Genomic DNA, 25,034 nt, shown 5'->3' on the forward strand with positions numbered 1-25,034 from the left:
CTGCGCCAGGCGATCCCCGCGCGGCTCGCCTGTTATTGGAGCTTGCTCAATCATGGCCATCGAAAAGACCGCTCCGGCGATCGAGCTGATCAATGTCAGCCGCCGTTTCCTTTCCCCCACCGGCAAGTCGCTGACGGCGCTCCGCGATTTCACCATGACCGTCGAGCGCGGCGAGTTCGTCGCCGTCGTCGGCCCGACCGGCTGCGGCAAGTCGACGACGCTCAACCTCGTCACCGGGCTTGCCAGCCCGAGCGCCGGCGAGGTCCGCGTCATGGGCGCGCCCGTCAAGGGCATCGACCCGCGCATCGGCTTCGTGTTCCAGACCGACGCGCTATTCCCTTGGCGCACGGTGATCGAGAACGTCATGGCCGGGCCGCTGTTTCGCGGCAAGCCGAAGGCGCAGGCGCAGGCCTCGGCGCGCGACTGGCTGGCGCGCGTTGGCCTGGCGCGTTTCGAGCAGCATTATCCGCATCAGCTTTCAGGCGGCATGCGCAAGCGTGTGGCGTTGGCCCAGACCTTCATCAACGGTCCCGAGATACTATTGATGGACGAGCCGTTCTCGGCGCTCGACGTGCAGACGCGCGTGCTCATGCATGAGGAGCTGCTGCGCCTGTGGTCCGAGGCGAAGGCGTCCGTGGTCTTCGTCACCCACGATCTCGAGGAAGCGATCGCGCTGGCCGACAAGGTCTATGTGCTCACCGCCGGGCCGGCGACGGTGAAATCCGTATACACGATCGACCTGCCGCGCCCGCGCGTCGTCGCCGACATCCGCTACGAGCAGAGCTTCATCGATTATTCGCGCACCATCTGGGCCGACCTCAAGGAAGAGGTCGAGACCAGCTATGCCCGCGCGGCAGCATGAGGGAGGCCGAAATGACAGACGCCACCATCAATATCTCGACCGCCGCCTTCAAGCCGGGCACCTCGGACGCCGAGATCGAGGCCGCCGCCGCAAAGGCAGCCGCGTATCGCCGCCACACCGTCATCTTCTGGCGTCTCGCCATCCTGGTCGCCTTCCTCGGCTTGTGGGAACTCGCCGGCCGCATGGCCTGGATCGATCCCTTCTTCTACGCCATGCCGAGCACGATCGCCGGGCGGCTCTATGAATGGATCACGGAGGGCACGTCGGAAGGACCGCTCTGGTACCACCTCTATGTCACCATGGAGGAATCGGTGCTGGGCTTCGTCACCGGTTCGGTGGCTGGCGTCATCATCGGCGTCGCGCTCGGCCGCAATCGCATGGCCGCCGATGTCTTCTCCATCTACATCAAGGTGATCAACTCGATTCCGCGCGTCGTGCTGGCGCCGATCTTCATCATGATCCTCGGCCTCGGCCTTGCCTCGAAAGTGGCGCTGGCCTTCGTCATGGTGTTCTTCGTCGTCTTCCACAACGCCTTCCAGGGCGTGCGCGAGGCCGATCGCGCGATGATCGCCAATGCCCGCATCCTCGGCGCCTCCGACTGGCAGCTGACGCGCTCGGTGATCGTGCCGTCTGCGATGAGCTGGATCTTCGCCAGCCTGCATGTCAGCTTCGGCTTCGCCATTATCGGCGCCATCGTCGGCGAGTTCGTCGGCTCGCGCTTCGGTATCGGCCTGCTGATCAATATCGCCAAGGGCTCGTTCGACGCGGCCGGTATGTATGCCGCGATCGTCATCGTCATGGTGGTGGCGCTGGCCGCCGAATATCTTATGACGATGGTCGAGAACAGGCTGGCGAAATGGCGTCCCCAGCCGCTGCATGAGACGCAGTGAATGCGCCGTGGTTCGCAGGTGGCCGAGCCCTAGCCATTTGCCAGCGGCAGCCGCACCTCGACCTTGAGTCCACCGCCGGCAGCGTCTCCAAGCGTGACGCTGCCGCCGGCATTGTCGACAACCTCGCGCACGATTGCCAAGCCGAGCCCGCTGCCTTCCTCCGTGGACCCCGCAATGCGGTAGAAGCGCTCGAAAACATGCTCCCGCTCTTCCGCTGGAATGCCAGGCCCGTCATCGGTGACCGTGAGCGCCGCCTCGCCGTCGACGACGGCGAGCTTCACCGTGACGCTGCCACCGGCTTTGGAGTAGCGTAGCGCATTGTCGACCAGGTTGACGATCATCTCGCGCAGCATCGTGCCGTCGCCGGTGACCGGCACCGGGCCGGTCTCCTCGAGCCCAAGGTCGATGTTGCGTTCGATTGCCTTCGGCGCCTGGCCTTCCAGCACCTGCCGGGCGGCTTCGGTAAGATCGATGCGATCGGCGCGCGGCCGCCGGCTGCCGGGCTCGGCACGCGAGAGCGTGAGCAGTTGCTCGGCCAGCCGCGCCAGCTTGCCGGAGCTGGCCTGCAACGCCACCAGCGCCTCCTGGCGCCGATCGGCGGCGGTTTCCCGCAAGGCATAGCTTGCCTGTGTCGACAGCAGCGCCAGCGGCGTGCGCAACTGGTGCGCGGCGTTGGCGATGAAACGCCGCTGTGCCGCCATCTGGGCCCGCACGCGCTCCATATAGGCGTTAAGCGCCTCGACCAGCGGCCGGATTTCGCTCTGTGCGTCCGAAACCTCGATCGGATCGAGATCGCTGCGGCTTCGCGAGCGCACGGCGTCGCGCAGGCGGAGCAGCGGCGCCAGGCCCCGGCGCAGGCCGAGCAGGACGAACACGCCGGCAATCGCGACCAGCGCCAACTGCTGGCCGAAGGCGCTTAGCCACAGACGCCTCGCCATCGCGTCATGGCCGGCGAGCGTCACGCCGACAGTGACCGTGATCGGCGAATCCGCCCCGGCGCCGATTACGGCATGGCTGAGCGTCGCAAGCCGCAGATGGTGATCGCGAAAGCCGGTCTCGATGCTGCTGCGCTGTGACGCCTTGGGCAGGTCGGGATAGCCGGTAAGCAGGTGTCCGCCCGCGGTCTCGACATGATAATAGACTCTGTCGCGGTCGCCGGTGTCGAACATTTCGATCGCCGCCGGCGGAATGGTTGCGTCAAGCACGCCGTCTTTTACCGCGACCTGCTCGGCTATGGCGCGCGCCGACGCCATCAGCATCCGGTCGGTAACCAGATCGGCAGTCACGCGCGCATTGCCATGGCTGGTCCACAGATTGATGGCGGCGAGCCCGGCCAGCGGCAGCACCACCCAGGCCAGCAATTGCAGGCGTAGGCTGCTGATCCGAGGCCTGACCAGTCTCATGGCGCCGGATCGTCATGGCGCAAGAGGTAGCCGAGGCCGCGCAAGGTGGCGATCTGAACGCGCGACCCCTCGAGCTTCTTGCGCAGGCGGTGCACGTAGATCTCGATGGCGCTGGGATCGGCGTCGGTTTCGAAATCGTAGATCGCCGCCGAAAGCGCCGCCTTGCTCACCGTGCGCCCGGCCTTGACGACGAGCTGTTCCAGCACCGCGTGCTCGCGCGGCGTCAGCGACAGCGTCGCGCCGGCGAGCGAGAACAGGCGGGTGTTGGTGTCGAAGGCCAGATCGCCGCAGGAAATGACCGGGGCGGTGCGGTCGTTGGCGCGGCGCAGCTGCACGCGGATGCGCGCTTCCAGCTCCTCGATCTGGAAGGGTTTCGCCAAATAGTCGTCGGCGCCTTCGTTGAGGCCCTTGACCCGGCCGTCGAGGCTGGCATTGGCGGTGAGCACGATCACCGGCACCGGGTTGCCGCGCGCCCGCAGCCTTTTCAGCACCTCCATGCCGCTCATGCGGGGCAGGGCGAGGTCGAGGATGATCAAGGCATGATCGCCAGCGGCCAAAGCATGCTCGACATCCTCGCCGTCATGCACGACGTCGACGACATAGCTCGCCTGGCGCAGCGTCTTGCTCAGCCAATCGGCCAGTTCGCGATTGTCCTCGACAAGCAGCAGCCGCATCGTTCGTCGCTGTTTCCTCCCAACATCGTCGGCTTCGCCCAAGGGCGGCAGCCAGCGTTCGAATTGGTCCCTGAAGCCAACCGATAGTATTGATCCGCCCGCAAGGCAAACGTGGTCTGCCGGCGGTCGCCACCGCGGCCATTGCGCCTGTCGAGCCGCCTCATCGGCCGGACAAGTGATAAAACCGAACCGTTCGGTTCAATTTATGTTGACGGTTCGTATAAGTAAGATGAACGTTGGCACGCCGAACTGGAGTGCCATATTGCCCGGTGGTCACCGTAACTGGTTGATATCAAAAGATAAGAATGTGGCCGCTGCGCCGTTCGCGCAATTTCAATATCGAACCGAACGGTTCGGTTCACACATTTTCGTGATTGGAACCGGCAGCAGGGCAGACCCATCTCGGGGTGGTCCGAGCGACGCGAATTTCCATCAAGGCACGCCACCAGACGGACAAGACTTTGAAAATCTGGAGTACTTTAAAATGACCAAGATTGCTCTTACCGCCGCCGCCCTCCTCGTCGCCACGAGCGGCGCCTTTGCCGGCAGCGACCATTATGGTTCCGACAACGTCAACCAGCCGGCCGTGACCGCTCCCGCGGGCAATGTCGACAACACCATCACCGGCTCGATCCGCAAGTTCGAGCAGCGCGACCTCCACATCACGCCTGATCAGAACCAGCCGCAGTCGGGCCAGGGCATCTGGGGCCGCTAAACCGGCCCCCTCCTGACCAACTTCAACCCAACAACTTTGAATCTGGAGTAACTCAAATGACCAAGATCGCTCTTACCGCCGCTGCCCTTCTCGTTGCCACCGGTGCCGCTTTCGCCGGCTCGGACAATTACGGTTCGGCCAATGCCAACCAGCCTGCCGCTTCGGTCGACACCTCGGTCACCGCTTCGATCAAGAAGTCGGATGTGAATGTCCAGAAGCCGGTGACCCAGGGCGCCGACCGCAACCTGTTCGGCAATCGTTGATCGGTCCGGTCCCCGACACTTCAAAGGCGGCGGGTGTGCCCCGCCGCTCTGTCTTTTTGGAGCCGGCTACGGGTCGGCCTGAATCAGTCGAGCAGCAGTTCCTTCCAACCCATTGTTCGAGATGAATTTTCCGAGTGATCTCTTGACGGTGGCGACGAAGCGACCGGAGAAGAAGAGATTTCGCCCGGGAATAAATCCGAGCCGTTCCAGGTCTTGTCGGCAGCGGGGCCATCCTCCCAAGGCGCCGCCGATGAAACAACAGGACAAGGAACACTGAGATGACCAGGATCGCGTTCGTCGCGGCCGCCATGCTCGCTGCCATGGGCAGCGCCTCTGCCGGCAGCGACCACTATGGCTCCGACGGCGCCAATCAGCCGACCGCCGGTGTCGATCATGCCTTCACCGCTTCGATCCGGAGACCGGATATGGCGCATCAGCAGGATCCGATCGCGACCGGCTCCGGGGAGACGGTCGCCGACATGATCGCCCGGCACAACGACGAAGGCATCTGGGGCAACTGACAGCGCTCGGCCTTCCTCAAAAACTCCCATCCATACTCAACGACAGGAACTTCCGAAATGACTAGGATCGCTCTCACCACCGCAGCTATGCTTCTCGCCATGGGCTCTGCCTTCGCCGGTAGCGACCACTACGGCGCCGACAACGCCAATCAGCCCACCACCGCCGGCGTCGACCGCGGCCTCACCGCGTCGGTGCGCAAGCATGAGGCCGCCAAGCCGGCCAATGTCGACACCTCGACGACGACCGGAGCGGCGCCCTCGCAGGCCTGGCCGGATCCGGGCCAGGGCATCTGGGGCAATTGATCTCGCCTCCCGAACTGCCAATGGCGGCCGGCTTGCCCGCCGCCATTTGTTTCGCAGTTCACCTAGGCTGGCGTTCCTGTCCCGCCGACCCGTGCAGCCGCACACTAGAGCATGATGCCGAAAAGTGTGAAGCGGTTTTCGGGCGACATCATGCTCTATCACTTTGATTTAGAGACGGATTCTGATTTCAGGTCGACTCGACCTGAAATCATCCGGCTCTAGGCTTCTACGCCAAATCCTTCGGCCTCACGCAATGCGTCAGCCGCGCGCCGCGAAAATCGAGGTCCGCCCAATCCTCGTCCTGCGTGAACCGCGCAAGCGCCGCCGTCGGGAACTTCGCTTCGATCTTCTTGAACACGCTCTCATCCGATCCGGCGCCGGCCAGCCGCAACACAAAATGCTGCAGGCCGGGATTGTGGCCGATCACCAGCAGGCTCGTCGCCTTTGCCTGCCGCACCCGCGCCAGGATGGCGCCTGCCGCCGCCTCGTAGAGCTCCTCGGCGAATTGCGCCCGCACATGCCTGGGCAACTCGGCCGCGACCAGCTGCCAGGTCTCCCGGGTGCGCAGCGCCGGCGAGACCAGCGCTAGATCCGGCAGCCAGCCGCGCCGGGCAAGCTCCCGCCCAATCAGCGGCGCCGTCTTTTGCCCGCGCGGCGCGAGCGGCCGGTCGAAATCGGCAAGGGAAGAATCATCCCAGCTCGACTTGGCGTGGCGCAGGATGAGAAGTTGTCTCACAGGCATTATTCAGGACCAGGGTGACTAGCGAGCCGAGCGCGAGCCTTCTCCTTGATTGCCTCGATGTCAAAATCATCGAGCGGACCGCTTGCCAGCCCGTCTTGCCAAGCCTTACGCAGCAGGTCTGTCTCCGCTTCGCTTCGCCGTTGGTTCGGCAAGTCCGATGTAAGCGACATTCTGCTGCTCCAAGGACCTAAGGCGTGATTCGCGCCAGCTGTTCGAGGTCTCGCTCCTCTCGCAGCGGGTCGGGCGCCATCACCGCGGAGGTTGCGTTGTCGGCATCGTCTGCGAAATGGGCGAGCACAGTGTGGCCCTTTTCCATGCGCGCCTTGCCCTCGGCGACGAGACCCAGCGCCAGCGGGTAGAGCCGGTGCTCCACCTTCAGCACCCGCGCGGCCAGCGTGTCCTCATTGTCGCCGACCATGACCGGCACGGCGGCCTGCGCGATGATCGGGCCGTCATCCATCTCGGGCGTGACGAAATGCACCGAGCAGCCATGGATGCGTACGCCTGCGCGGATGGCCCGCGCATGCGTGTCCAGCCCCTTGAAGGCCGGCAGCAGGGCAGGGTGGATGTTGACCATGCGCCCCTGCCATTTCTCGACGAGGCCGCGGCCAAGGATGCGCATATAGCCGGCCAGAGCCACGATGTCGGCGCCGAAGCCGGTGAGTGCGGCATCGATCGCGGCGTCATAGGCATCCTTGTTCGGATGGTCGGCGCGCTGGATGACCTTGGTGGCGATGCCGCGCGACTGGGCGATGCCGAGGCCGGCTGCGTTGGCGCGGTCGGAAATGACGCCGACGATTTCCGCCGGATAACTGGGATCGGCGGCCGCCGCGATCAGCGCCGTCATGTTGGAGCCGCGCCCCGAGATCAGGACGACCGTGCGTTTCCTGCTCATAGGCCGATCGAGCCCCGATAGATCACGCCGGCGTCGCGGCGCGGCACGATGCGGCCGATCGGCGTCACCGTCTCGCCGGCCTCCTGCAGCACCGCCGCGACTTGCGCCGCCTGGCCGGAGGCGACGGCGAGGATCATGCCGATGCCGCAGTTGAAGGTGCGCATCATTTCTTCCGGCGCGACGCCGCCGGTCTTGGCCAGCCACGAGAACACCGGCGGCACGTCGATCGCCTCGAGGTCGAGCTCGGCGGAGAAATCCTTGGGCAGCACGCGCGGGATGTTTTCCGGAAAACCGCCGCCGGTGATGTGGGCGAGCGCCTTGATGCCATGCGTGTTGCGGATCGCCTTCAGGATCGACTTCACATAGATGCGCGTCGGCTCCAGCAGCGCCTCGGCCAGCGTCGCCTCATCGTTGAACGGCGCCGGATCGCCCCAGCCAAGGCCGCTTGCGGCCACGATGCGGCGCACCAGCGAAAAGCCGTTGGAGTGCAGGCCGGAGGAGGAAAGGCCTAGCAGCACATCGCCCTCGACGATGTCGTCGGTCGGCAGCAACTGGCCGCGTTCGGCCGCGCCCACAGCGAAGCCGGCAAGGTCGTAATCCTTGTCGTGGTACATGCCCGGCATTTCCGCCGTCTCGCCGCCGATCAGCGCGCAGCCGGCCTGCCGGCAGCCCTGCGCGATACCGCCGACGATCGAAGCGCCCTGGTCGGGGTCGAGCTTGCCGGTAGCGAAATAGTCGAGGAAGAACAGCGGCTCGGCGCCCTGCACGACGATGTCGTTGACGCACATGGCGACGAGGTCGATGCCGATCGTGTCGTGTTTGCCGGAATCGATGGCGATCTTGAGCTTGGTGCCGACGCCGTCATTGGCCGCGACCAGCACCGGATCGGTGAAGCCGGCGGCCTTCAAGTCGAACAGGCCGCCGAAACCGCCGATCTCGCCATCGGCGCCCGGCCGGCGCGTGGCGCGCACCAGCGGCTTGATCTTCTCGACCATCAAATTGCCGGCATCGATATCGACGCCAGCCTCGGCATAGGTGAGCCCGTTCCTGCGCTTGGCCTGGTCGCCCTTGCTCATCGTCGGCTCGTCCCTGTTTCCATTGCGGGCTCTTCGCATGAATGGTTTCGGGGAGCAAGGATGACGGTCGTCGAGGCGGACAAAACCGTGGAAAGTGGGCGAGGCGCCGAAGCTGCCAATCTCCCCCCTTGCGGGGGAGATGTCCGGCAGGACAGAGGGGGGTGTGAAGGATCGCGACCTTCGAACGGTTAGCTTTTCGATGTCCATTGAGCAACGACCGACAAGCTGGCGGGACAGCACCCCCCTCTGCCTTGCCAGCATCTCCCCCGCAAGGGGGGAGATTGGCTATCATCGCCGCTTTCGCAAATCGCCAGCGCGGAAGAAGGAAGCAGCTCCTCCCTTGCGCCCACTTCTGAACTCCCTCATCTATTTCCCAACAACGGCCACGACGGGACATCACGTGACCATCCCCAACCTGATCACCATCCTGCGCTTGCTGCTGGTGCCCGCCGTGGTGCTGGCCATGCTGCAATCGCTTTGGGGTTGGGCCTTCGCCGGCTTCCTCGTCGCCGGCATCTCCGATGGCGTCGACGGCTTCATCGCGCGCCGCTGGAACCAGTCGTCCCGCCTTGGCGCCTATCTCGATCCGATTGCGGACAAGCTCTTGCTGGTCTCGGTCTTCGTCGTCATGGGCTTTGCCGGCGAACTGCCGCTCTGGCTGGTGGTGACGATGGTCTCGCGTGACGGGCTGATCGTCTGCGCCGTGCTTTTGTCCAGCGTGATGAGCCATCCGGTCGAGGTGAAGCCGCTCTTCGTGTCGAAGGCCAACACTGCCGCGCAGATCGTGCTGGCAGCGCTTGTGCTGGGCGAGATGGCCTTCTCGGTGCATCTCGGCCCGCTGCGGACCGCGTTCATATTGCTGACCGGGGTCTTGACCGTGGCTTCGGCCGCGGCCTATCTCGTGGCTTGGCTAAGGCATATGAGCGGCTATGGCGAAGTCTCCCAGACGAGCAACTCCCGTACAGGCGACACCAGGTCGGGCATCAGCAGGTCGGGCGGCTCCAACACGGGCGCCTGACGACGATGGCGCGGTGATGGCGGCTGACGGCGGCTCGGGCGCGCTCCGCCGCCAGGCCTTCTTCTGGCTGGCAACGGCCGTCCTGCTAGCGCTCTTCCTCTACATCTTCTCGGGCATCCTCCTGCCGTTCGTGGCCGGCATGGTGCTCGCCTATTTCCTCGATCCGGTCGCCGACTGGCTGCAGCGGCTCGGCCTGTCGCGCCTGATGGCGACGGTGGTGATCCTGATCGCCTTCATCGTCGTGGTGGTGCTGGCCTTCGTCATCCTGGTGCCGGTGCTGGCCACCCAGATGGCCGATTTCGCCCGCAAGCTGCCGGAATATTTGACCCGCCTGCAATCGCTGATCACCAGCTTCGACCCGAAGTGGCTGGAGCAGCGCTTTGGCGTCAATGCCGCCGGCCTGCGCGACGGACTGAACTCGCTGCTCACCTCCGGCTTCAGCCTGCTCACCACCGTCTTCACCTCGATCTGGAGTTCCGGCGTGGCGCTGGTCTCGGTGGTGAGCCTGTTCGTCGTCACCCCGGTCGTCGCCTTCTACATGCTGCTCGACTGGGACCGCATGGTGGCCGTTGTCGACAGCTGGGTGCCGCGCGACTATGTCGAGACGGTGCGCGCGCTTGCCCGCGACATCAACACCGCCACCGCCGGCTTCGTGCGCGGGCAGGGCACGCTCTGCCTTGTGCTCGGCGCCATGTACGCCACCGGCCTGACGCTGACCGGCTTGAACTTCGCCATCCTCATCGGCTTCTTCGCCGGGCTGATCTCCTTCATCCCTTATGTCGGCTCGCTAACCGGTTTGGTGCTCGCCGTCGGCGTCGCCTTCGTCCAGTTCTGGCCGGACTGGACAATGGTGGTGCTGGTGGCCTGCGTGTTCTTCGTCGGCCAGTTCATCGAGGGCAACATCCTGCAGCCCAGGCTTGTTGGAAAGAGTGTCGGCCTGCATCCGGTCTGGCTTATGTTCGCGCTGTTCGCCTTCGGCGCTTTGTTCGGCTTCGTTGGCCTTTTGATTGCCGTGCCGGCCTCGGCGGCGATTGCCGTGCTGGTGCGCTTCGCCATCGGCCGCTACCTCGAATCGCCGCTTTACAAGGGCCACGCCAACGGGCCCATGCCGCCATTGCCGGCCGATCGCGGCGGCGGCCATCGCTCGACGCGGGGCTGAAATGGCTGCTCAGCCAGCAGATCCGCCGCGCCAGCTGCCGCTCGATCTCGGCCACGGCACCGGCTATTCGCGCGACGAGCTCGTCGTCTCGGGTACCAATGCGCAAGCGGCGTCGCTGATCGACCGCTGGCCGGACTGGCCGTCGCCGGTCGTGGTGCTGGCAGGGCCGCCCGGCTCCGGCAAGACGCATCTCGCCCTGATCTGGCAGGAGCGCGCGCACGCCGTCGCCATCGATCCGGCGCGCATCGGTGAGCACATTGCCGGGCTCGGCGTCAGGCCGGCGCTCATCGACGACATCGACAAGGCGGCGATCGACGAGCAGGGCCTGTTCCACCTGATCAACGCCGTGCGCGGCGCCGGCTCGACGCTGCTTTTGACGGCGCGGCGTTTCCCCTCCGCCTGGCGTGTCGTGCTGCCGGACCTCGTCTCGCGGCTGAAAGCGGCGGCGACGGTCGAAATCCACGAGCCCGACGACCTTTTGCTTGCCGGCGTCATCACAAAACTCTTCGCCGACCGCCAGGTCGAGGTCGAGCCGCATGTGGTGCAATATCTGGTGCGCCGCATCGAGCGTTCGCTCGGCACCGCCATGCGCGTCGTCGGACGCCTCGACCGGGCAGCCCTCGAGCGCAAGACGTCGATCACCCGCGCTTTAGCCGCCGAGACCGTCAGCGCCATGGACGAAGGGCAGGGCGAGTTCGATATCTAATGCATGTCGCCCAGAAGTGTGCAGAGGTTCTGGGATAACGACATGCATAAAAACAAAACTTAAAGCGCGTCGCTTGAATCCGTTTCAGCGCGGCGCGCTTGAGCTCGTTCTGTCCCATTTCGGGATATTCTCATAGGCACCAATCTTGCAGCGCAACCATGCCGGCTAACCCCGGTCCCGGTCGCGTTCCAGATCGGGTTGTAGGCTCGCCGGGCTCGAGGTGTTGGGGTTCTCGCCCGGCGGGTTTACCGTCAACTTGGCCCAAATGGGCTAGGTCCGCTTACCCTTGAGGCTGTCCCGCAGCCGGCGCAACTGCCGCCGCCACCATGGCTTCGGCTTGCGTGGGACCAGGACCATCTTGCCGTCGATGACGGCGTCATCCACCCAGTCCTGCACCTGCATGCGCCAACTGGCCGTGACGCGGGCAAGCAGGGGCAACGGATCCTCGCCGGTGATCCGCACCAACTCCGCATCTTTCAGCGCGAGGCGGAAATCGAAGCCCTGGGCGATGAGGGCGCGCAGGAACACGATCTGGCGCAGCAGGCGGTGAAAGTCGGTACCCTTGCCGTTGACCATGCTGCGCGCGCCGATCCACTGGTGGAGACGGGCGCCCGTAAGCGTTTCGGCGGGTGGGCGAAAGGAAATCTGTTGGCGCCCGTCCTCGAGGCGTCTCGTCGGCGCCAGCGGATACCAGAAATCGAGCGGCTCGCGGATCGGCACCCTGACGCTGGCGTCGGCAAGCGCGGCCTCGGCCGCGCCGCGCCGGAGGCAGACTGCGCTCTGCGCCGCGAATCCCAGCCTCGCAAGCGCGTCGAGCAGCAACCTGCCGCCACCCATGGCGAAGGCCGCATTGATGCGGTCGCTTATGAAGGGAGACCACAAGTCGCGCGGGATCCATGTCAGCCGTCGTCTGGAAACATCCACAACGACGATGATCGTGAGGACGACGCTGGCGATATGGCGGAGGTGCCGGCCTATGGCGACTGACAAGCTTGACGATCTCACCTGTGAAGCGACCTATCTCGCGACGTTGCTTCATGTGCTGGTGGACATGACCATCGAGTGCAGCACTTCGCTCGACAATCTGAGGAAAGTGAACGCGCTCGCCACGATCGCCAAGGATATGGCTGATCGGCACACGGATGAACTGGAAGATTATCACAAGCGCCAGATCGAAGCGGCAAAGCGCGCCGCCTGATCAAAGTGGCAAACTTTTCCTCTTTAGCTCGGCTGCTTCGGTGGCCGGGCTTTCAGTGATGGAAGGCGGTCCAGATGAGAAAGCCCGCGAATATTACGGCAGCCGCTATGACGGTGCGCACCACTCCGCGATGTAGCGAGGGTGTGAGGCCGTACTGTTCGTAGGCCTTGCGCGGATCGGAGCGGAAATCCTCTTCCATTTGGCGACGGATTTTTTGCTGCAAATCGTCTTCTGACATCTGACGCTCCGGCCTATTTGGCTTCAGCTCCCGGGCCTTTTACACCCTGATCCGGCTCAATTCCTCCAGCCGGTGGTTCTCCTCGGCTCTCCGCAGTTCTTCGATTCGGCGTTGTTGCGCGGCATCAGCCTTGATTCGTTGCGTCTGATCACCGTCCGGCAGACGCAGGGGTACAGCGAAAACAACCCGGCTCACGGTTTGAGACCTACTCTCCTTGCCGGCTTCGGCGCCAATGCCCCAAACTCTAATGGAGCCCTTACCTTCCTTCGAAGTCTCCGCCGTAACGGCCACATCGAAGTCAACACGGGCAAACACCCCAAATTCAGGCAACACGGAGAGGTTGCTACCCAGCACACCGGGGAAAGCCGCATTCACATTTTGGCCGATTTCAGTCTCCTGGGCTTTGGCCACGCCAGCGAGAATCTGCCGAAGCGTCTCGGAAATGAATTCGTCTATCTCCATACGGCGCGGCTTTTCTCATTTTGGAGAGGGCAGGAATCGCGTTTTGTTACCCGGTCCGTTACCCTGTGGCCCATTTGCCTAACCGTTTGGTCGCTTCAAGTTCTGGCTAAGCCATTGATTTTAAAGTGGTCGGAGTGGCAGGATTCGAACCTGCGACCCCCTGATCCCAAATCAGGTGCGCTACCAGGCTGCGCTACACTCCGACGTCCCGCGGCGTATAGGGGGCGGACGACCGGAAGGCAACACAAAAACGGAGAGCCCCAATGCCGCAGCGTTGAAGGGCGCGACTACCGCGCCGACTTGCTCGGCGGCGTGACAAAGGGACTTCGCCGCGTCGACCGATACCTTCACGGTTTCACGCCGTGACGGTTCGGCTCAGAGCTTCTGGCCGGCGATCCTCCTGGCGAGCGCCGCGGCCTGGATTCTTGCATTGGCAAAGCAGCCGCGAATGCTCGGCCGCATGCCGGTGAACCAGAGCCCGGGCAGCTTCGGGTCGTTCGCGGCGCCGTTGAACAGCGGCACGCCCCTGGCGTTGAGCACGCCGAGCTTGCCCAGCATCGTTTCCAGTCCGGTGCGATAGCCGGTGGCGGCAATGACGATGTCGGGCTCGATCGACTGGCCATTGTCGAGCACGACGTCGTCGCGCCTGAATTCGCGCAGCTGCGGCACGACGATGATGCGCCCTGCCTTGATGGCGTCGACCGCGCCGTCGTCGGCGGCGATCGCCGTATAGTCGGAGCCGAGCCGGCTGGCGCCGCCCGATGGAGCAGGGGGGAGGCCGTATTTGGTCAGATCGCCGAACACCAGGCGCTGTGTTGCTGCCATCACCGCATCCGCGAGCCTTATCGGCAGATTCGCCATGACCGGCGACATGCGGTGCACCGCGATCTTGCCGATGCGCTTGGGCAGCAGCGAAGGTCCGTTGCGCGCCGAAAGCCAGATCTGGCCCGTCTCGGCGCGCGAAAGATGGTTGAGGGCATCGAAGCCGGAGTTGCCGGCGCCGACCACCAGCACCTTCTTGCCGGCATAGTCGCTCGCCCTGCCGAAATCGGCCGAATGGATGATCTTGCCTGAAAAATCCTCCATGCCCTTCCAGGCCGGGATGAAGGATTGCCGGTCGCGTCCGGTGGCGATCACCACATGTCGCGCCGCCTGCTGGCCCTGGCTTGTCCGCAGCAGCCAGTGGTCGCCGCGAAATTCGATCTCATCGACCTCGACACCAAAGGCGATCGGCAGCCGGTGCGTCTCGGCGAAGTCGTTGAAATGGCGGATGACGCTGCTGCGGTGCGGAAACGCCGGCGTCCCCGCTGGAAAAGATACGCCGGGCAACGAAGACAGGTCGCGATGCGTGTTGAGGTGCAAATTGTCGTGGCGGCGGTGCCAGGGCTCGGCCAGCCTTTGCTCGCGTTCCAGGATTTGCGTCGTCACGCCGGCCTTGGCCAGCGCATGCGCGGCGGCAAGCCCGGCGGCGCCCGCGCCGATGACAATCGCGCCGTCCAGTATCGCTGGCTCACCGACCCCCGACGGCAAGACGTTCGCTTCCGCGCCCATTGGTGTCTTTATCGTCGTCATCATGCCTTCAAGTGGCACGACCGTGTATCTGACATATGCCGCTCACGGCCCAAAAGGAATAGGCGGCTGTTGCAAAAACCCCCGGCATTGTGTCGCGGATTTTGAAGGGTCGGCTAATGAACCGGGTCGGCGTGGCGATGCACCAGCTTGAACCCGCCGTCCTCCAGCCGGAATACCTCGGTCACCCGCAAGGTCATTTCCGTTGCCTCGCCGTTCTTGCCGATACGCGCCTTGGCATGCTGCAGGCCGCTCCAGAAGGCCAGATCGTCGCTTGCCGAAGCCTGCAGCACCTCGAGGTCGGTGCTGCCGCCTTTGTGGAAGCTCGCCGCGTCGCGTTCGTAGCGGCCGGCAACCACCTCGGCGCCTTCGAGATGATCGCCGCGCGGCGAAAAGAATGTCGCCGGCCCGGCATGGGTTACGATTGCCCTCAACGAAGTCGCATCGCCATTAACATAGTCCTCGGCGATTTTCTCGCGCTGCTTCATGAACGTATCGAAGGACGAACCGCCGGGATGCACCGTCCTGATCCATGTCTCCAGGACGGCCATGAAATTCTCGAGGAAGGCGCTGGCTTCGCCATTGGTCACGGCGCCTTTGTCGTCGAGCAATTCAGCGACATTGCCGATATAGGCCTCCGGCTGCTGCATCACCGGCATGTCGAGGAAGACGAAGGTCTGGCGCAGCGCGTGGTTGGCGCCGAAAGCGCCGAGCTTGTTCGGCGTGACGCTGACCACCCCGGCGGGCAGGCCCTTGAACACGCTCTTTCCCGACGGCCGCGAGCCGACGTCGAGCGCATTCTTCAGGCAACCCGGGATCGAGCGGTTGTATTCCGGGGTGACGAACAGCACCGCGTCGCATTCGCGTATCGCCGCGCGGAAGGCCGACCACGCCGGCGGCGGCTGGTCGCCCTCCAGATCCTCGTTGTAAAGCGGCAAGCCTCCGATCTCGATGAAGCGGCAGCGTACCGAATCCGGGGCGCGGGTGGCGAGCGCCTTGGCGATCTTGCGGCTGAAGGATTGGGCGCGCAGGCTGCCGACAAGCACGGCGAGCTGCAGGACGGCGTGTTCGGTTGCATTGGTCATGGCTAAACGTCCGGTTCTGATGGATGGATCACGGGGAAGGCCGGGCCGGCCGGCCGCCGACGTTTCGATAATGTCGTCAGCGCAGCGAGGTTCCCTGCGCCGTGGCGGGCACAGGGTTGCCTGCGGCCTTGCCGCCGCGGCCATTGCACAGTAATGACGGGGTAGCGCGACATTTCAGGCTCCCAACAGGATCTTGGAGATGGCGCCGGAAAAGGGTGCCCGCATTGACGGGCGGCAACGAGGTGGTCATGTCCGCGCGCATTTTCAGTCCCGCCAAAACCGCGATGCAGTCCGGCAAGGCCAAGACCGGACATTGGGTGCTGGAATTCGATCCCGCCCAGCGCAAGAAGATCGACCCGCTGATGGGCTACACGACTTCGGGCGACATGCTGAGCCAGGTGAAGCTCACCTTCGACACGAAGGAAGAGGCGGTGGCTTACGCCGAAAAGGAAAAGATCGCCTATCGCCTCGAAGAGCCGAAGGAAGCCAAGCGCCGGCAGATTTCCTATTCGGACAATTTCCGCTATGACCGCAAGACGCCCTGGACGCACTGACTTTCGAACCTCACGTCACTCGGCATGACAGACCAGCCGGCCCGGCCGGCCGACGGTCCCGTAGCTCAGCTGGATAGAGCACCGGCCTTCTAAGCCGATGGTCGCAGGTTCGAATCCTGCCGGGATCGCCAGTTCATTCGATGGTTTGTTAGATCCAGCCGACTTTGGATCTAAACGCCGGCAATAGATCAACGGCAAAATCCACAAAGGCGCCCCCTTGGCGGTACGGCATTGCCGCGGGGGGTGGATCACGTGGGGCCGCCGCCGCTCAGAAGTCGCTCACGGCCTTTCCGGCCGGGCCGCCCAGATAAGTGTTCCACACATAATCCCGAAGCATCTCCCGGTGTTCCGCCGTTCGGTGATGGTAGCCTGGCCTTTCGGGGTACGACACGCCGGCGAGGTGAAAGAAGGCGCCGTCGATGAACTCGTGATGCCCGACTGCGTCGGCCATCGTCATCGGCCGCTGTTCCAGCGTGGCGACGGCGACATCCGCCTCATCGAGCTTCGAATAGAGGATCGCCCAGTTGGCGCCGCCGGTGTCGAGGCCGAGGTTTATGCGGGGTTCGAAATTCAGTTTGCAGGCGGCTACAGCCGAGAACCGGTAGAAGCAGTAGCCTGCCCATAGGTTCCAGTGCCGATCGTCCGGCTTGGCCTTGTAGACATGATTTTCGGTGCCGTACGCCCTGCGTCCATACACGGTTTTGCCGGCCAGCTTGGACGGGATGTCGAATGGCGCGACCGGGAAGCAGTCGTGATCGATGAAGCCGAAGAACTCCGGCTCCAAATGGCGCACGATGTTGTGAAACGCCCAGGTGATCGCCGTTCCATGCGATCTCGACAGGTGCTTTTCGACCCGCATCGGCAGGGCAACGGCGTCGGGCCAAATATGACGGCGTGAAGATGCACCGGATCTATGCCAGGCAAGCGGATGAAGGGGCGATGGCCGTCCAGTTTCCGGAAGTGCTTGGCGGCTTCGCCTGACCGGGCCCGTATGCCTCCTGTATGCCTGCTCCGTTTGCCTGCCCTGTTTGCCTGCCCCGTTTGCCTGATTGACCGTGGGCTGTGGATAGTAACCTCCCGTTTACCACGCTGCGGCGCTCGCGTTGCGGCCTGGCGCCCGACTCGCCGAAATGAAACGGCCTGAACCCGTCAGGCACCCCAGAAGCCCAGCGGCTGGCGTTTTCATGTACCCCACGGGATGCGTGCTTGAACGCGTTCCGAAAGTATGCGTCGGCCGTCGCTTCGGCTGCCCAAAATTCAAGCCCGCCGCGGCAATGGGAAACCGCGACGGGCTCGATCCGGCGTCTGGGACGCCATCGGGAAGAGGCTAGGCCAGAAAGCCGGCAGTTCTCGCCGCCTTGCGCAGCGTCTTGCGGGCTTCCACCGGGCTGCGCAGGCCGTCGAGCGCGTCGCGGCAGACGCGGCTCGCCGAGCGCCAGGCGCCGTCGCGCGCTTGTCCCGGCCAACGCTGGTCGAGGCATTCCATCGCCTCGAAGCAGCTCGACACCTTGCGCTGGCCGTTTGGCTGGAAATCGATCACGACTGGTTCGGAAAACCAGACATCGTTCATCACTTCCTCCGTTCTTGTGATTGTCTTTTGAGCAAGCAGGCGGCGCCGGATGGCGCCCGATGCAGGTCCGTGGGGGCTTGCGGACCCGCGCGTTAACCAACCGCCGCGCATTAGGTTCCGAAGAATTTCAAGGTGGCGACAGGCCGCGTTCGGACCGGCTCACCGGCACTGGCGGACGCGCGATCCGAGGCGCCCAAAATCATGTGACCAAAGTCACTGACGCATCCTCGCGGGCGGCGCTAATGAATCCGGCAGGCTGATGAAACGCGGGAAGACCTCTCATGCTTATCGCCGTGCTTGCACTCACCATGACCGCCGCGACGTTGATGGCGACCGCTTTCGGGCTTTACGAGGAGGCCCGGCGAAACCGTGGGCATGCTGAAGCCGATCGGGTGCACGCGTTTCGAAAGGTGCGTCGGTTTTCCGTCAATTCGCGCAATCGATAGGGCCGGCACCGCCAGGCATGTTCACTCCGCCTTACCTGGCCATGTGCATCTTTCGGGCCGGAATCCTGCTCTCTCCGGCAGTGTTCGCGGTGCTGGTGCTATTGTGGCTTTTCTATCGATAGGCGGGCCTGCGGAACACGAGCCCCGCCATGCTCTATTCCACCAGCACATGCGCCTCGCGCGCGGCGATGACGAAAGCCTCCCTGGCGTTGTCCGCCGCGACGTCGCCGCGGATCGCCCGGCGGCAGGCGCGCAGCGCCGCGCCATGCGGCGCGCTGCCGGCATCGCGCCATTGGCCGGTCAGCAATTCGACGGCTTGCTCGGCGTTGGATATGTGGCGGATCGAGCCGGAAACGCCGACGGCGACTTCGACCGGCCTGGAAAACCATCCTTGGATCATCGCGAAACCTCTCGAAATATATCGGAACGCGATATTTTAGCGTGAGTTCCGTCCTGGAACGTCAACTTAACGTGAAGCAGTCTCGCGAAGGCGGCGTATGTTGCTCATCTTCCAAGCGGTCTCCGCGAAAGCTCGATCAGTTCCGCCTCGTCGGTGATCCCCGCCATGTAATTGGCGATGATGCGCGAGGCGCGTGCTTCCTTCTGCTCGGCGGTCTCGCCCTCGATGTTGCCGTTCTCGTAGACACGGCCAAGCATGGCCGTCTCGTCGGGGGTGAATGTGTTGCGCACAGCGGACACGGCTTCCTCCTCCTGCCCGGCTCCTTTTTTGTCCGGCCGATATTAGCATGTTTCAAGGTTGAGAGTGAGTCGCGGCGATATCGCGGCGAGGCCTCCTTGCCAGGCACTTATGCTGGGGCCGTTCTTCGCCTGCGGCAGGCCGCTGCTTTGCCGGCCTCGTTATATTCTTGCCGAATGAGCGCTGCGCTGATACGCATTAGCAGCGTGGAATTTTTCCGAGTCTGCATTGACTTGCGCCTGGAAAAAGCTCTGCGCATTCTGTCCGAGACCAATAACCCCGACGTGGTGGCAACCGGGTTACGAAGGGGTTCTGGTCGAAAAAGAAGCAGGGCAGGTCCCGTGTCCAAATCGGGGCATGCCCACCAACGCTCTGGAACTCTGAAGCCATTTGCCCCCATGGCCTTCGGAAGAGCATGAACCGTGGGGAAATCGATGGTTACGAAGAAACTTACCGCCAATGCAGAAAGCGCGGCAGCCTTTCTTGCGGTGATGGGCAACGAGAAGCGTCTGCTCATCATGAACTACCTGACCGAGGGCGAACTCTCTGTCGGCGTGCTCGCCGACAAGGTCGAACTCAGCCAATCGGCGCTGTCGCAACACCTGGCCAAACTGCGCAGGTTTGGCCTGGTCGAAACCCGCCGCGATCGTCAGATGGTCTATTATTCCTGCAAGTCTTCGGCAGCGCGCGAACTTCTGGCGCTGCTCGACGGCCTGCTGGCCAACGACAAGCCGCTTGTCGGACCGGCAAGGCAGGCTTTTGTCGAGAGGATGCGGCGGCCGCAGGCCGCTTGAACTGCCTGCTACGCACGGGCGAGGCCGGGCGGCCTTCGTCCGGCGCGGCGCCTCGAATGGCGCGGACGCAAACAAGTCTACCGCGCGCGTGATGGTGCGGAGACCTGTTCGAACCAACACGTCAATTGGTCGAAGCCTTACCGATTCTTAATCCGGCGGTCACAAGTCTGCCAGGAACGCGCTCGAAACAGGGGCCGCAGTCCATGGAGTCGCGCAGAATGGCCGCCAACATCGCCTACACGCCCACCCAGAAGTTTCTGCACTGGACTCTCTTCGGCCTGGTGATCGTGCTCTATGCCCTGACCTATGGCGACAGCTTCTATCCCCGCGGGGACACGGCGGTTGCTGTCTTGTGGCGGCTGCATGTTTCTTTTGGCCTTCTCCTGGCAGCGTTCGTTTTTTGGCGGGTGGTCCTGCGCGCTATAAAGGGAGCGCCTGGCCTTCCGGCGGAAATGCCGGTCGCCGAGCAAGCGGCAGCGAAGATTGGGCATTTTATCCTCTACGCGCTGCTCGTCGCGATCCCCGTCCTCGGCATCCTTTTGACCTGGTTCAGAGGCGACGCGCTGAGCTTCTTCGGCCTCTTCACCGTGCCGGCCCCGTTTGCTCCGGACAAGGCGACCGCGCGAACCATTCGCGAACTGCATTCGCTGTGCGCGAACGGCATATTGATCGTGGCCGGCATACACGCCTTGGCAGCGCTCTATCATCACTTCATTCGCCGGGACACGATCCTGACCAGGATGCTGCCGGGAAATCGGTAGCCGGCGGTTCCGTCCTTCAGTTCGCGGCGGCCTGGGGTCGCCGTCGAGCGGTCAGGCTCTACGTCTCGCCGGCATCCATCACTTTTGATTGAGGGACGCTCCACCGGCGCGGTCGCGGATGCTTGCAAGGCGATGATAACACGCCTCTTTTTGCCGGCGCGGCTCGCTCTCTCCGGGTCTGAAGATTACGGATTTGTAAGTCGCCGGGCCGGGCTCCGTTGGCTAGATTTCGAGGCGATCCACACCCCCGGATCATGACGGCGCTGGACTTCCACTCCGGCTCCGTAAGAGGCCCGCCGGTCCCGGCGGGTCTCTTTCGTTTATGGCGATAATGGTTGGCGGTCTCATAAGACCGGACGTTTCCGGCCTATGCCGATGCCTTGCGCCGTGTGATCAGGCTGCGCGCGATGAGCACCAGCACGGTGATGATGATCAGGATCACCGAAAGCGCGGCGATCGCCGGGTCGATGTTGTCGCGCAGCCCCATCCACATCAGGCGCGGCAGCGTGATCGCGTTGACCGAAGTGATGAACAGCGTAACGCCGATCTCTTCCCAGGAAAGCACGAAGGAAAGCAGCGCCGCGGTGACGATGCCGAACTTGATGTTGGGCATGATGACGCGCGTCGCGCGCTCCCACACGCTGGCGCCGAGGCCGCGCGCGGCAAGGTCGATGCGCCGGTCGAGCTGGCTGAGCGACACCAGGATCAGCACTGTCGCGAATGGCACGGTCATCACCGAATGCGCCATCGCCACACCCAGCCAGGTGTCGTAGCCGAAGAACGAGGTGATGCCGGAGACCGAGGTGAGCAGGAAATAGAGCGTCACCGCCGAGACCACCGGCGGCACCACCATCGGCAACAGCACGAAGCCGACGAGGGCGGCCGTGAAACGCGGTTGGAACATCCAGACGCCCAGGCTGAAGGTGACGGCAAGCACGGTGGAGATTATACTGCTGACGATGCCGATCCTGAGCGACAGCAGGATGGACTCCAGCCAGCGCGGATCCTCGATCAGCGAGCGGTAGTGGCGCAGCGACAATTCACCCGTCGGCATCGTCAGCATGCGGCTCGGCGTCAGCGACACCGGAATGACCGCAAGCAGCGGCATCAGCAGGAAAACCGCCACCAGCACGGCGAGGATCAGCGAGACGGGACCGGGGCGGTAGGTCGGCATCTTGGCTACACCAATTGCTTCGGTTTGACGTAGCGGAACAGAAGCGCCATCAGCGCGCCGACGAACACCACCAGCACGACGCTGATTGCAGCGCCCAGCCCCCAGTCCGGGCTCTGGAAGATGCGCAGGTAAATCAGCTCCGCGATCATGACGCTGCGGCCGCCGCCGAGGATTGCCGGCGTGACGAAGAAGCCCAGCGAGAACACGAAGGTGATCAGCGCCGAACCGATGATGCCCGAGCGTGTCATCGGCACGAACACCGTCCAAAAGGTACGCATGCGGCTGGAACCCAGCCCGCGCGCCGCGAGCAGCACCCGCTCGTCCAGGCTGCGCATGGCCGACGCCAGCGGAAACACCGCGAAGGGAATGAGGAAATGCGACATGCCGACGATGACGCCGAACTCGTTGCGCACCAACGTCAGCGGCTCGGAGATGAAGCCGATCGATTGCAGCCAGGTGTTGATCAGGCCGCGGTTGGAGAGCAGCGCTACCCAGCCGAAGGCGCGCGTCAGCACCGAAATCCAGAACGGCACCAGGATGCAGAATTCGGCCAGCACGCGCTGCACCGGGCCGCCGCGCACCCACACCACGGTGATGGCATAGGCGGCTGTGACCGAGACCACGGTGACGATCGCCGCGATGCGCAACGTGCGGATGAACACCGACTGCACCAACTCGTCGGTGAGGAGCGCGTGGTACTGGCCGAGGCCGGGCGCCGGCAGGGTGAAACTCCACTTCACCACGCCGAGGAACGGCCAGGCATAGGCCAGCACCAGGAACAGGAGCAGCGGCGCCATCAAAAGCGCCGCGCCCGTCCTGTCGGAGAGGGTGCCTCTCATCGGTCTGAAAATCTCCGCAGAGCATTTTGCAGCCAAGTGGAATCACTTGGCGTCGCATAAATGCGGCTAACGAAGAGACAGAGCGGGATGCCCCGATACATTAGAATGCATCCCGCTCTCAGGCCGAGATAATCTTGGTGTATTCGTCGAGTGCTGCGCCGTAGTTCTTGGCGTACCACTCCATGTCGAGCGGGATCTGCTTCTTCATGTTCTCCGGATCTACCGGATTGATGCGCTTCTTGCCGGCCGGGATCAGAGCGTCGGTTGCCGGGTTGGCCGGGCCTTGTCCAAGCTTTTCGAACATGACGAGCTGCTTTTGCGGATCCTGCGCGCTGGCGATGAACTTCATCGCCGCGTCCTTGCCGCCGGGGTTGTTCTTCAGCACCGCCAGCGCGCCGGGCGAGATCAGGCCCTGGTCCCAGATGAACTTGATCTGGCCGCCGGAATCCTGCTCGATCAGCGAGGCGCGGGTCGACCACACGATCGCCATCGAGGCTTCGCCGTTGAGCAGCACGCTCTGGCTTTCGGCGCCGCCGCCCCAATAAGAGACGACGTTTTCCTTGAAGGCGGCGATCTTGTCATGCGCGCGCTTGAGGTCGAGCGGGTAGAGCGAGGCCGGCGCCACGCCGTCGGCCAGAAGCGCGGCTTCCCAGCTCGACACGCCCCATTTGTAGAGCGAGCGCTTGCCGGGGAATTTCTTGACGTCGAAGAAATCGGCCATGCCGGTCGGCGCATTGGAGCCGAATTTCTGCGAATCGTAGGCGATCACATAGGAGAAGAAGTAGGTCGAGGCGGCATATTCCCAGCCGAAGCCCGGCCGCATCTTGCTCTTGTCGACGACCTTGTAGTCGATCGGCTCGAGCATGCCCTGGCCGCCCAGCGTGATGGCCGAGAACGGGTCGACGTCGACGAGGTCCCAGGTCGGCGCGCCGCTCTTGAACTGCGCGGCGATCGCGCCTTCGGTCGGGCCGGAGCCGTCCATCTTGACCGGGATGCCGGTGTCCTTGGTGAAGGCCTGGCCGTAGGCGGCGTCGTAGGCGGTGATGGCGTCGCCGCCCCAGTTCACCAGCACCAGCCCCTTGGTCTCGGCGAAAGCGCCGGTCGAGCGCAAAAGCATCGGCGTGCCGGCGAGCACGAGGCCGGCGAGCTGTGCGAACTGGCGGCGCGAAATCTCGCCGCGTCTGGTCCTCTCGGCGAGGGATTCAATCGTCTGTTTTTTGGTGTCGTTCATGTCAGTTCCCCTTGTTTTTCGTTGATCTGAATCCGGAAGCCGGTGCGGCGATTTCAGGCCGCAGCAGCGCTGCTTACTGTCCTCCGTCCGGAAGGAGGAAACCCTTCTCCGCCGGCCAGGTCAGCCAGACGGAATTGCCTTTGCTCAAGGCCGCGGCCGCGACCTCGTTCGGCACCGAGACGGTGACCTTGGCGCCCTGGCGCGTGGTGAGGTCGAGCTTGGTCGCGGCACCGAGATAGGTCGAGGCGATGGCAGTCGCGGCGATGCCGTTCTCGTTGACTGACGCTTCCGGCGCGATCGACATGTCCTCGGGGCGGATGGCGAGGATCGCGTCGCCTTTGATCGCCTCGGCCTTGCAGCGCATGTTGACCGCGCGGTCTTCGCAGACGCCGGTGGCACCATTGTCGGCGGGGCGCACGCCCTTCACCGGCAGCATGTTGATCTCGCCCAGGAACTCGGCGACGAAGCGGTTGGCCGGCCGGTCATAGACCTCGTCAGGCTTGCCGACCTGCAGCAGCTTGCCATGGTTGAAGATGGCGACGCGCGACGACAGCGCCAGCGCCTCGCTCTGGTCATGGGTGACGAAGACGAAGGTGGTGCCGGTGTCCTGGTGGAGCCGCTTCATCTCGGCCTGCATCTGGCCGCGCAGGCTCTTGTCCAGCGCCGAGAACGGCTCATCGAGCAAGAGTACGCCCGGCTCGAACACCAGCGCGCGGGCCAGCGCCACGCGCTGCTGCTGGCCGCCGGAAAGCTGTGCCGGCAGCTTCTTCTCATGGCCCCTGAGACCGACGCGCTCGATCATCTCGCCGACGCGCTGCCTGATCTCTGAAGCCGTTTTCTTGCGCACCTTGAGGGGGAAGGCGATGTTCTGTTCCACGCTCATATGCGGGAATAAAGCGTAGCCCTGGAACACCATGCCGGCGGCGCGCTGCTCGGCCGGGCGGTTGGTGATATCGACGCCGTCGCTGAAAAGCTTGCCTTCGCTCGGCTTGACGAAGCCGGCCAGGATCATCAGGAAGGTAGTCTTGCCGGAGCCGGATGGCCCGAGCAGCGTCAGGAACTCGCCGCGGCCTATATCGAGCGTCAGATTATCCAGCGCCCGGAACGAGCCGAAGCTCTTGCCGATCCCGTTCGCCTTGATCTCCGCCGCCCGGCCGGGTTGCTGCATCCTGCCTCTTTCCTCACCGTC

32 protein-coding genes and 2 tRNA genes are annotated in these 25,034 nt (G+C 63.9%); 15 read left to right on the plus strand and 19 right to left on the minus strand.

Annotation, left to right across the window (positions count from 1 at the left end; all coding sequences use genetic code 11):
* Nucleotides 1-52: 52 nt before the first annotated feature.
* Nucleotides 53-862 carry an ABC transporter ATP-binding protein gene (locus ACWGS9_RS04385; RefSeq protein WP_454504072.1) on the plus strand — a complete coding sequence of 270 codons (810 nt, stop codon included), beginning with the start codon at nt 53-55 and terminating at the stop codon, nt 860-862.
* Between the two features lie 11 nt (nt 863-873).
* Entirely contained in the window at nt 874-1,752 is an 879-nt protein-coding gene (locus tag ACWGS9_RS04390; protein ID WP_454504073.1) for an ABC transporter permease, read from the plus strand.
* 29 nt (nt 1,753-1,781) lie between these two features.
* Here ACWGS9_RS04390 and ACWGS9_RS04395 read toward each other — a convergent pair whose 3' ends face one another.
* Both ACWGS9_RS04395 and ACWGS9_RS04400 read right to left on the minus strand, forming a co-directional pair.
* On the minus strand, nt 1,782-3,155 hold the full coding sequence (locus ACWGS9_RS04395) for a sensor histidine kinase (protein ID WP_454504074.1): 1,374 nt from the start codon (nt 3,153-3,155) through the stop codon (nt 1,782-1,784).
* Nucleotides 3,152-3,829 (minus strand): response regulator, encoded by a 678-nt coding sequence (locus ACWGS9_RS04400; protein WP_454504075.1) that lies wholly within the window; start codon nt 3,827-3,829, stop codon nt 3,152-3,154. Before ACWGS9_RS04400 ends, ACWGS9_RS04395 begins: the two co-directional genes overlap by 4 nt.
* 484 nt (nt 3,830-4,313) lie before the next feature.
* Here ACWGS9_RS04400 and ACWGS9_RS04405 point away from each other — a divergent pair, with 484 nt between their 5' ends.
* The 4 genes from ACWGS9_RS04405 (at nt 4,314) to ACWGS9_RS04420 (ending at nt 5,631) form a co-directional block, all read left to right on the plus strand.
* Entirely contained in the window at nt 4,314-4,544 is a 231-nt protein-coding gene (locus ACWGS9_RS04405) for a DUF680 domain-containing protein (RefSeq protein ID WP_454504076.1), read from the plus strand.
* A gap of 56 nt (nt 4,545-4,600) precedes the next feature.
* Complete coding sequence (locus tag ACWGS9_RS04410) at nt 4,601-4,807, plus strand: DUF680 domain-containing protein (RefSeq protein ID WP_454504077.1); 207 nt, start codon at nt 4,601-4,603, stop codon at nt 4,805-4,807.
* A 278-nt stretch (nt 4,808-5,085) separates the two neighbouring features.
* A complete protein-coding gene (locus ACWGS9_RS04415) occupies nt 5,086-5,328 on the plus strand; it encodes a DUF680 domain-containing protein (RefSeq protein ID WP_454504078.1) in 243 nt (80 codons plus the stop codon).
* A 57-nt stretch (nt 5,329-5,385) separates the two neighbouring features.
* The gene (locus tag ACWGS9_RS04420; protein WP_320309990.1) at nt 5,386-5,631 is read left to right on the plus strand and encodes a DUF680 domain-containing protein; all 246 of its coding nucleotides are present in this window, start codon (nt 5,386-5,388) and stop codon (nt 5,629-5,631) included.
* Between the two features lie 226 nt (nt 5,632-5,857).
* Here the strand turns inward: ACWGS9_RS04420 and ACWGS9_RS04425 are convergent, their stop codons facing one another.
* From ACWGS9_RS04425 to purM, 3 genes are all read right to left on the minus strand, one after another.
* Complete coding sequence (locus ACWGS9_RS04425; RefSeq protein WP_454504079.1) at nt 5,858-6,373, minus strand: SixA phosphatase family protein; 516 nt, start codon at nt 6,371-6,373, stop codon at nt 5,858-5,860.
* Between the two features lie 187 nt (nt 6,374-6,560).
* Entirely contained in the window at nt 6,561-7,268 is a 708-nt protein-coding gene (gene purN / locus ACWGS9_RS04430) for a phosphoribosylglycinamide formyltransferase (protein WP_454504080.1), read from the minus strand.
* The gene (gene purM / locus ACWGS9_RS04435) at nt 7,265-8,344 is read right to left on the minus strand and encodes a phosphoribosylformylglycinamidine cyclo-ligase (RefSeq protein ID WP_454504081.1); all 1,080 of its coding nucleotides are present in this window, start codon (nt 8,342-8,344) and stop codon (nt 7,265-7,267) included. Before purM ends, purN begins: the two co-directional genes overlap by 4 nt.
* Before the next feature lie 400 nt (nt 8,345-8,744).
* Between purM and ACWGS9_RS04440 the strand changes: the two genes are divergently transcribed.
* Genes ACWGS9_RS04440 through hdaA form a run of 3 tightly spaced genes read left to right on the plus strand, consistent with a single transcriptional unit; the run spans nt 8,745 to nt 11,227 of the window.
* Nucleotides 8,745-9,362: a CDP-alcohol phosphatidyltransferase family protein gene (locus ACWGS9_RS04440; RefSeq protein WP_454504082.1), complete on the plus strand. Its 618-nt coding sequence runs from the start codon at nt 8,745-8,747 to the stop codon at nt 9,360-9,362.
* 16 nt (nt 9,363-9,378) lie between these two features.
* Nucleotides 9,379-10,521, plus strand: a complete 1,143-nt coding sequence (locus ACWGS9_RS04445; RefSeq protein ID WP_454504083.1) for an AI-2E family transporter — start codon at nt 9,379-9,381, stop codon at nt 10,519-10,521.
* Between the two features lies 1 nt (nt 10,522).
* A complete protein-coding gene (hdaA, locus tag ACWGS9_RS04450; protein WP_454504084.1) occupies nt 10,523-11,227 on the plus strand; it encodes a DnaA regulatory inactivator HdaA in 705 nt (234 codons plus the stop codon).
* 270 nt (nt 11,228-11,497) lie between these two features.
* Here the strand turns inward: hdaA and ACWGS9_RS04455 are convergent, their stop codons facing one another.
* Nucleotides 11,498-12,217: a hypothetical protein gene (locus ACWGS9_RS04455; protein ID WP_454504085.1), complete on the minus strand. Its 720-nt coding sequence runs from the start codon at nt 12,215-12,217 to the stop codon at nt 11,498-11,500.
* Here ACWGS9_RS04455 and ACWGS9_RS04460 point away from each other — a divergent pair.
* A complete protein-coding gene (locus ACWGS9_RS04460) occupies nt 12,204-12,425 on the plus strand; it encodes a hypothetical protein (protein ID WP_454504086.1) in 222 nt (73 codons plus the stop codon). The two genes, ACWGS9_RS04455 and ACWGS9_RS04460, sit on opposite strands and share 14 nt — an antisense overlap.
* 52 nt (nt 12,426-12,477) lie before the next feature.
* Here ACWGS9_RS04460 and ACWGS9_RS04465 read toward each other — a convergent pair whose 3' ends face one another.
* The 5 genes from ACWGS9_RS04465 to ACWGS9_RS04485 all read right to left on the minus strand — a co-directional run bounded on the left by ACWGS9_RS04465 (nt 12,478) and on the right by ACWGS9_RS04485 (nt 15,779).
* The gene (locus ACWGS9_RS04465; RefSeq protein WP_454504087.1) at nt 12,478-12,663 is read right to left on the minus strand and encodes a hypothetical protein; all 186 of its coding nucleotides are present in this window, start codon (nt 12,661-12,663) and stop codon (nt 12,478-12,480) included.
* Between the two features lie 39 nt (nt 12,664-12,702).
* Entirely contained in the window at nt 12,703-13,125 is a 423-nt protein-coding gene (locus ACWGS9_RS04470; protein ID WP_454504088.1) for a trypco2 family protein, read from the minus strand.
* Nucleotides 13,126-13,251: 126 nt separating this feature from the next.
* Nucleotides 13,252-13,328 (minus strand) — tRNA-Pro (locus ACWGS9_RS04475).
* 172 nt (nt 13,329-13,500) lie between these two features.
* Nucleotides 13,501-14,676: a flavin-containing monooxygenase gene (locus ACWGS9_RS04480; RefSeq protein WP_454504290.1), complete on the minus strand. Its 1,176-nt coding sequence runs from the start codon at nt 14,674-14,676 to the stop codon at nt 13,501-13,503.
* Nucleotides 14,677-14,810: 134 nt separating this feature from the next.
* Nucleotides 14,811-15,779: an NAD(P)H-dependent oxidoreductase gene (locus ACWGS9_RS04485; RefSeq protein WP_454504089.1), complete on the minus strand. Its 969-nt coding sequence runs from the start codon at nt 15,777-15,779 to the stop codon at nt 14,811-14,813.
* Between the two features lie 248 nt (nt 15,780-16,027).
* Between ACWGS9_RS04485 and ACWGS9_RS04490 the strand changes: the two genes are divergently transcribed.
* On the plus strand, nt 16,028-16,333 hold the full coding sequence (locus ACWGS9_RS04490) for an ETC complex I subunit (protein WP_454504090.1): 306 nt from the start codon (nt 16,028-16,030) through the stop codon (nt 16,331-16,333).
* 54 nt (nt 16,334-16,387) lie between these two features.
* Nucleotides 16,388-16,464: transfer RNA gene (locus tag ACWGS9_RS04495), tRNA-Arg, on the plus strand.
* A gap of 137 nt (nt 16,465-16,601) precedes the next feature.
* Here the strand turns inward: ACWGS9_RS04495 and ACWGS9_RS04500 are convergent.
* Together ACWGS9_RS04500 and ACWGS9_RS04505 are read right to left on the minus strand one after the other, a co-directional pair.
* Nucleotides 16,602-17,192 carry a hypothetical protein gene (locus tag ACWGS9_RS04500; RefSeq protein WP_454504091.1) on the minus strand — a complete coding sequence of 197 codons (591 nt, stop codon included), beginning with the start codon at nt 17,190-17,192 and terminating at the stop codon, nt 16,602-16,604.
* A 468-nt stretch (nt 17,193-17,660) separates the two neighbouring features.
* The gene (locus tag ACWGS9_RS04505) at nt 17,661-17,903 is read right to left on the minus strand and encodes a DUF982 domain-containing protein (RefSeq protein ID WP_454504092.1); all 243 of its coding nucleotides are present in this window, start codon (nt 17,901-17,903) and stop codon (nt 17,661-17,663) included.
* A 281-nt stretch (nt 17,904-18,184) separates the two neighbouring features.
* Here ACWGS9_RS04505 and ACWGS9_RS04510 point away from each other — a divergent pair, with 281 nt between their 5' ends.
* The gene (locus ACWGS9_RS04510) at nt 18,185-18,349 is read left to right on the plus strand and encodes a hypothetical protein (protein ID WP_320310004.1); all 165 of its coding nucleotides are present in this window, start codon (nt 18,185-18,187) and stop codon (nt 18,347-18,349) included.
* Between the two features lie 154 nt (nt 18,350-18,503).
* Here ACWGS9_RS04510 and ACWGS9_RS04515 read toward each other — a convergent pair whose 3' ends face one another.
* Nucleotides 18,504-18,749 carry a DUF982 domain-containing protein gene (locus tag ACWGS9_RS04515; RefSeq protein ID WP_320310005.1) on the minus strand — a complete coding sequence of 82 codons (246 nt, stop codon included), beginning with the start codon at nt 18,747-18,749 and terminating at the stop codon, nt 18,504-18,506.
* Between the two features lie 104 nt (nt 18,750-18,853).
* Nucleotides 18,854-19,048, minus strand: a complete 195-nt coding sequence (locus ACWGS9_RS04520) for a hypothetical protein (RefSeq protein WP_320213907.1) — start codon at nt 19,046-19,048, stop codon at nt 18,854-18,856.
* 432 nt (nt 19,049-19,480) lie between these two features.
* Between ACWGS9_RS04520 and ACWGS9_RS04525 the strand changes: the two genes are divergently transcribed.
* Nucleotides 19,481-19,840 (plus strand): ArsR/SmtB family transcription factor, encoded by a 360-nt coding sequence (locus ACWGS9_RS04525; protein WP_454504093.1) that lies wholly within the window; start codon nt 19,481-19,483, stop codon nt 19,838-19,840.
* A gap of 218 nt (nt 19,841-20,058) precedes the next feature.
* Entirely contained in the window at nt 20,059-20,601 is a 543-nt protein-coding gene (locus ACWGS9_RS04530) for a cytochrome b (protein WP_454504094.1), read from the plus strand.
* 367 nt (nt 20,602-20,968) lie between these two features.
* On the opposite strand, the gene ACWGS9_RS04535 is transcribed toward ACWGS9_RS04530, so the two are convergent.
* The 4 genes from ACWGS9_RS04535 to ACWGS9_RS04550 all read right to left on the minus strand — a co-directional run bounded on the left by ACWGS9_RS04535 (nt 20,969) and on the right by ACWGS9_RS04550 (nt 25,013).
* On the minus strand, nt 20,969-21,775 hold the full coding sequence (locus ACWGS9_RS04535) for an ABC transporter permease (RefSeq protein WP_454504095.1): 807 nt from the start codon (nt 21,773-21,775) through the stop codon (nt 20,969-20,971).
* A gap of 5 nt (nt 21,776-21,780) precedes the next feature.
* Nucleotides 21,781-22,614: an ABC transporter permease gene (locus ACWGS9_RS04540; protein WP_454504096.1), complete on the minus strand. Its 834-nt coding sequence runs from the start codon at nt 22,612-22,614 to the stop codon at nt 21,781-21,783.
* A 118-nt stretch (nt 22,615-22,732) separates the two neighbouring features.
* Nucleotides 22,733-23,845 (minus strand): ABC transporter substrate-binding protein, encoded by a 1,113-nt coding sequence (locus ACWGS9_RS04545; RefSeq protein WP_454504097.1) that lies wholly within the window; start codon nt 23,843-23,845, stop codon nt 22,733-22,735.
* 73 nt (nt 23,846-23,918) lie between these two features.
* Nucleotides 23,919-25,013: an ABC transporter ATP-binding protein gene (locus ACWGS9_RS04550; protein WP_454504098.1), complete on the minus strand. Its 1,095-nt coding sequence runs from the start codon at nt 25,011-25,013 to the stop codon at nt 23,919-23,921.
* Between the last annotated feature and the right edge of the window lie 21 nt (nt 25,014-25,034).

The sequence above is a fragment of the Mesorhizobium sp. Arg314 genome, from assembly GCF_053714275.1.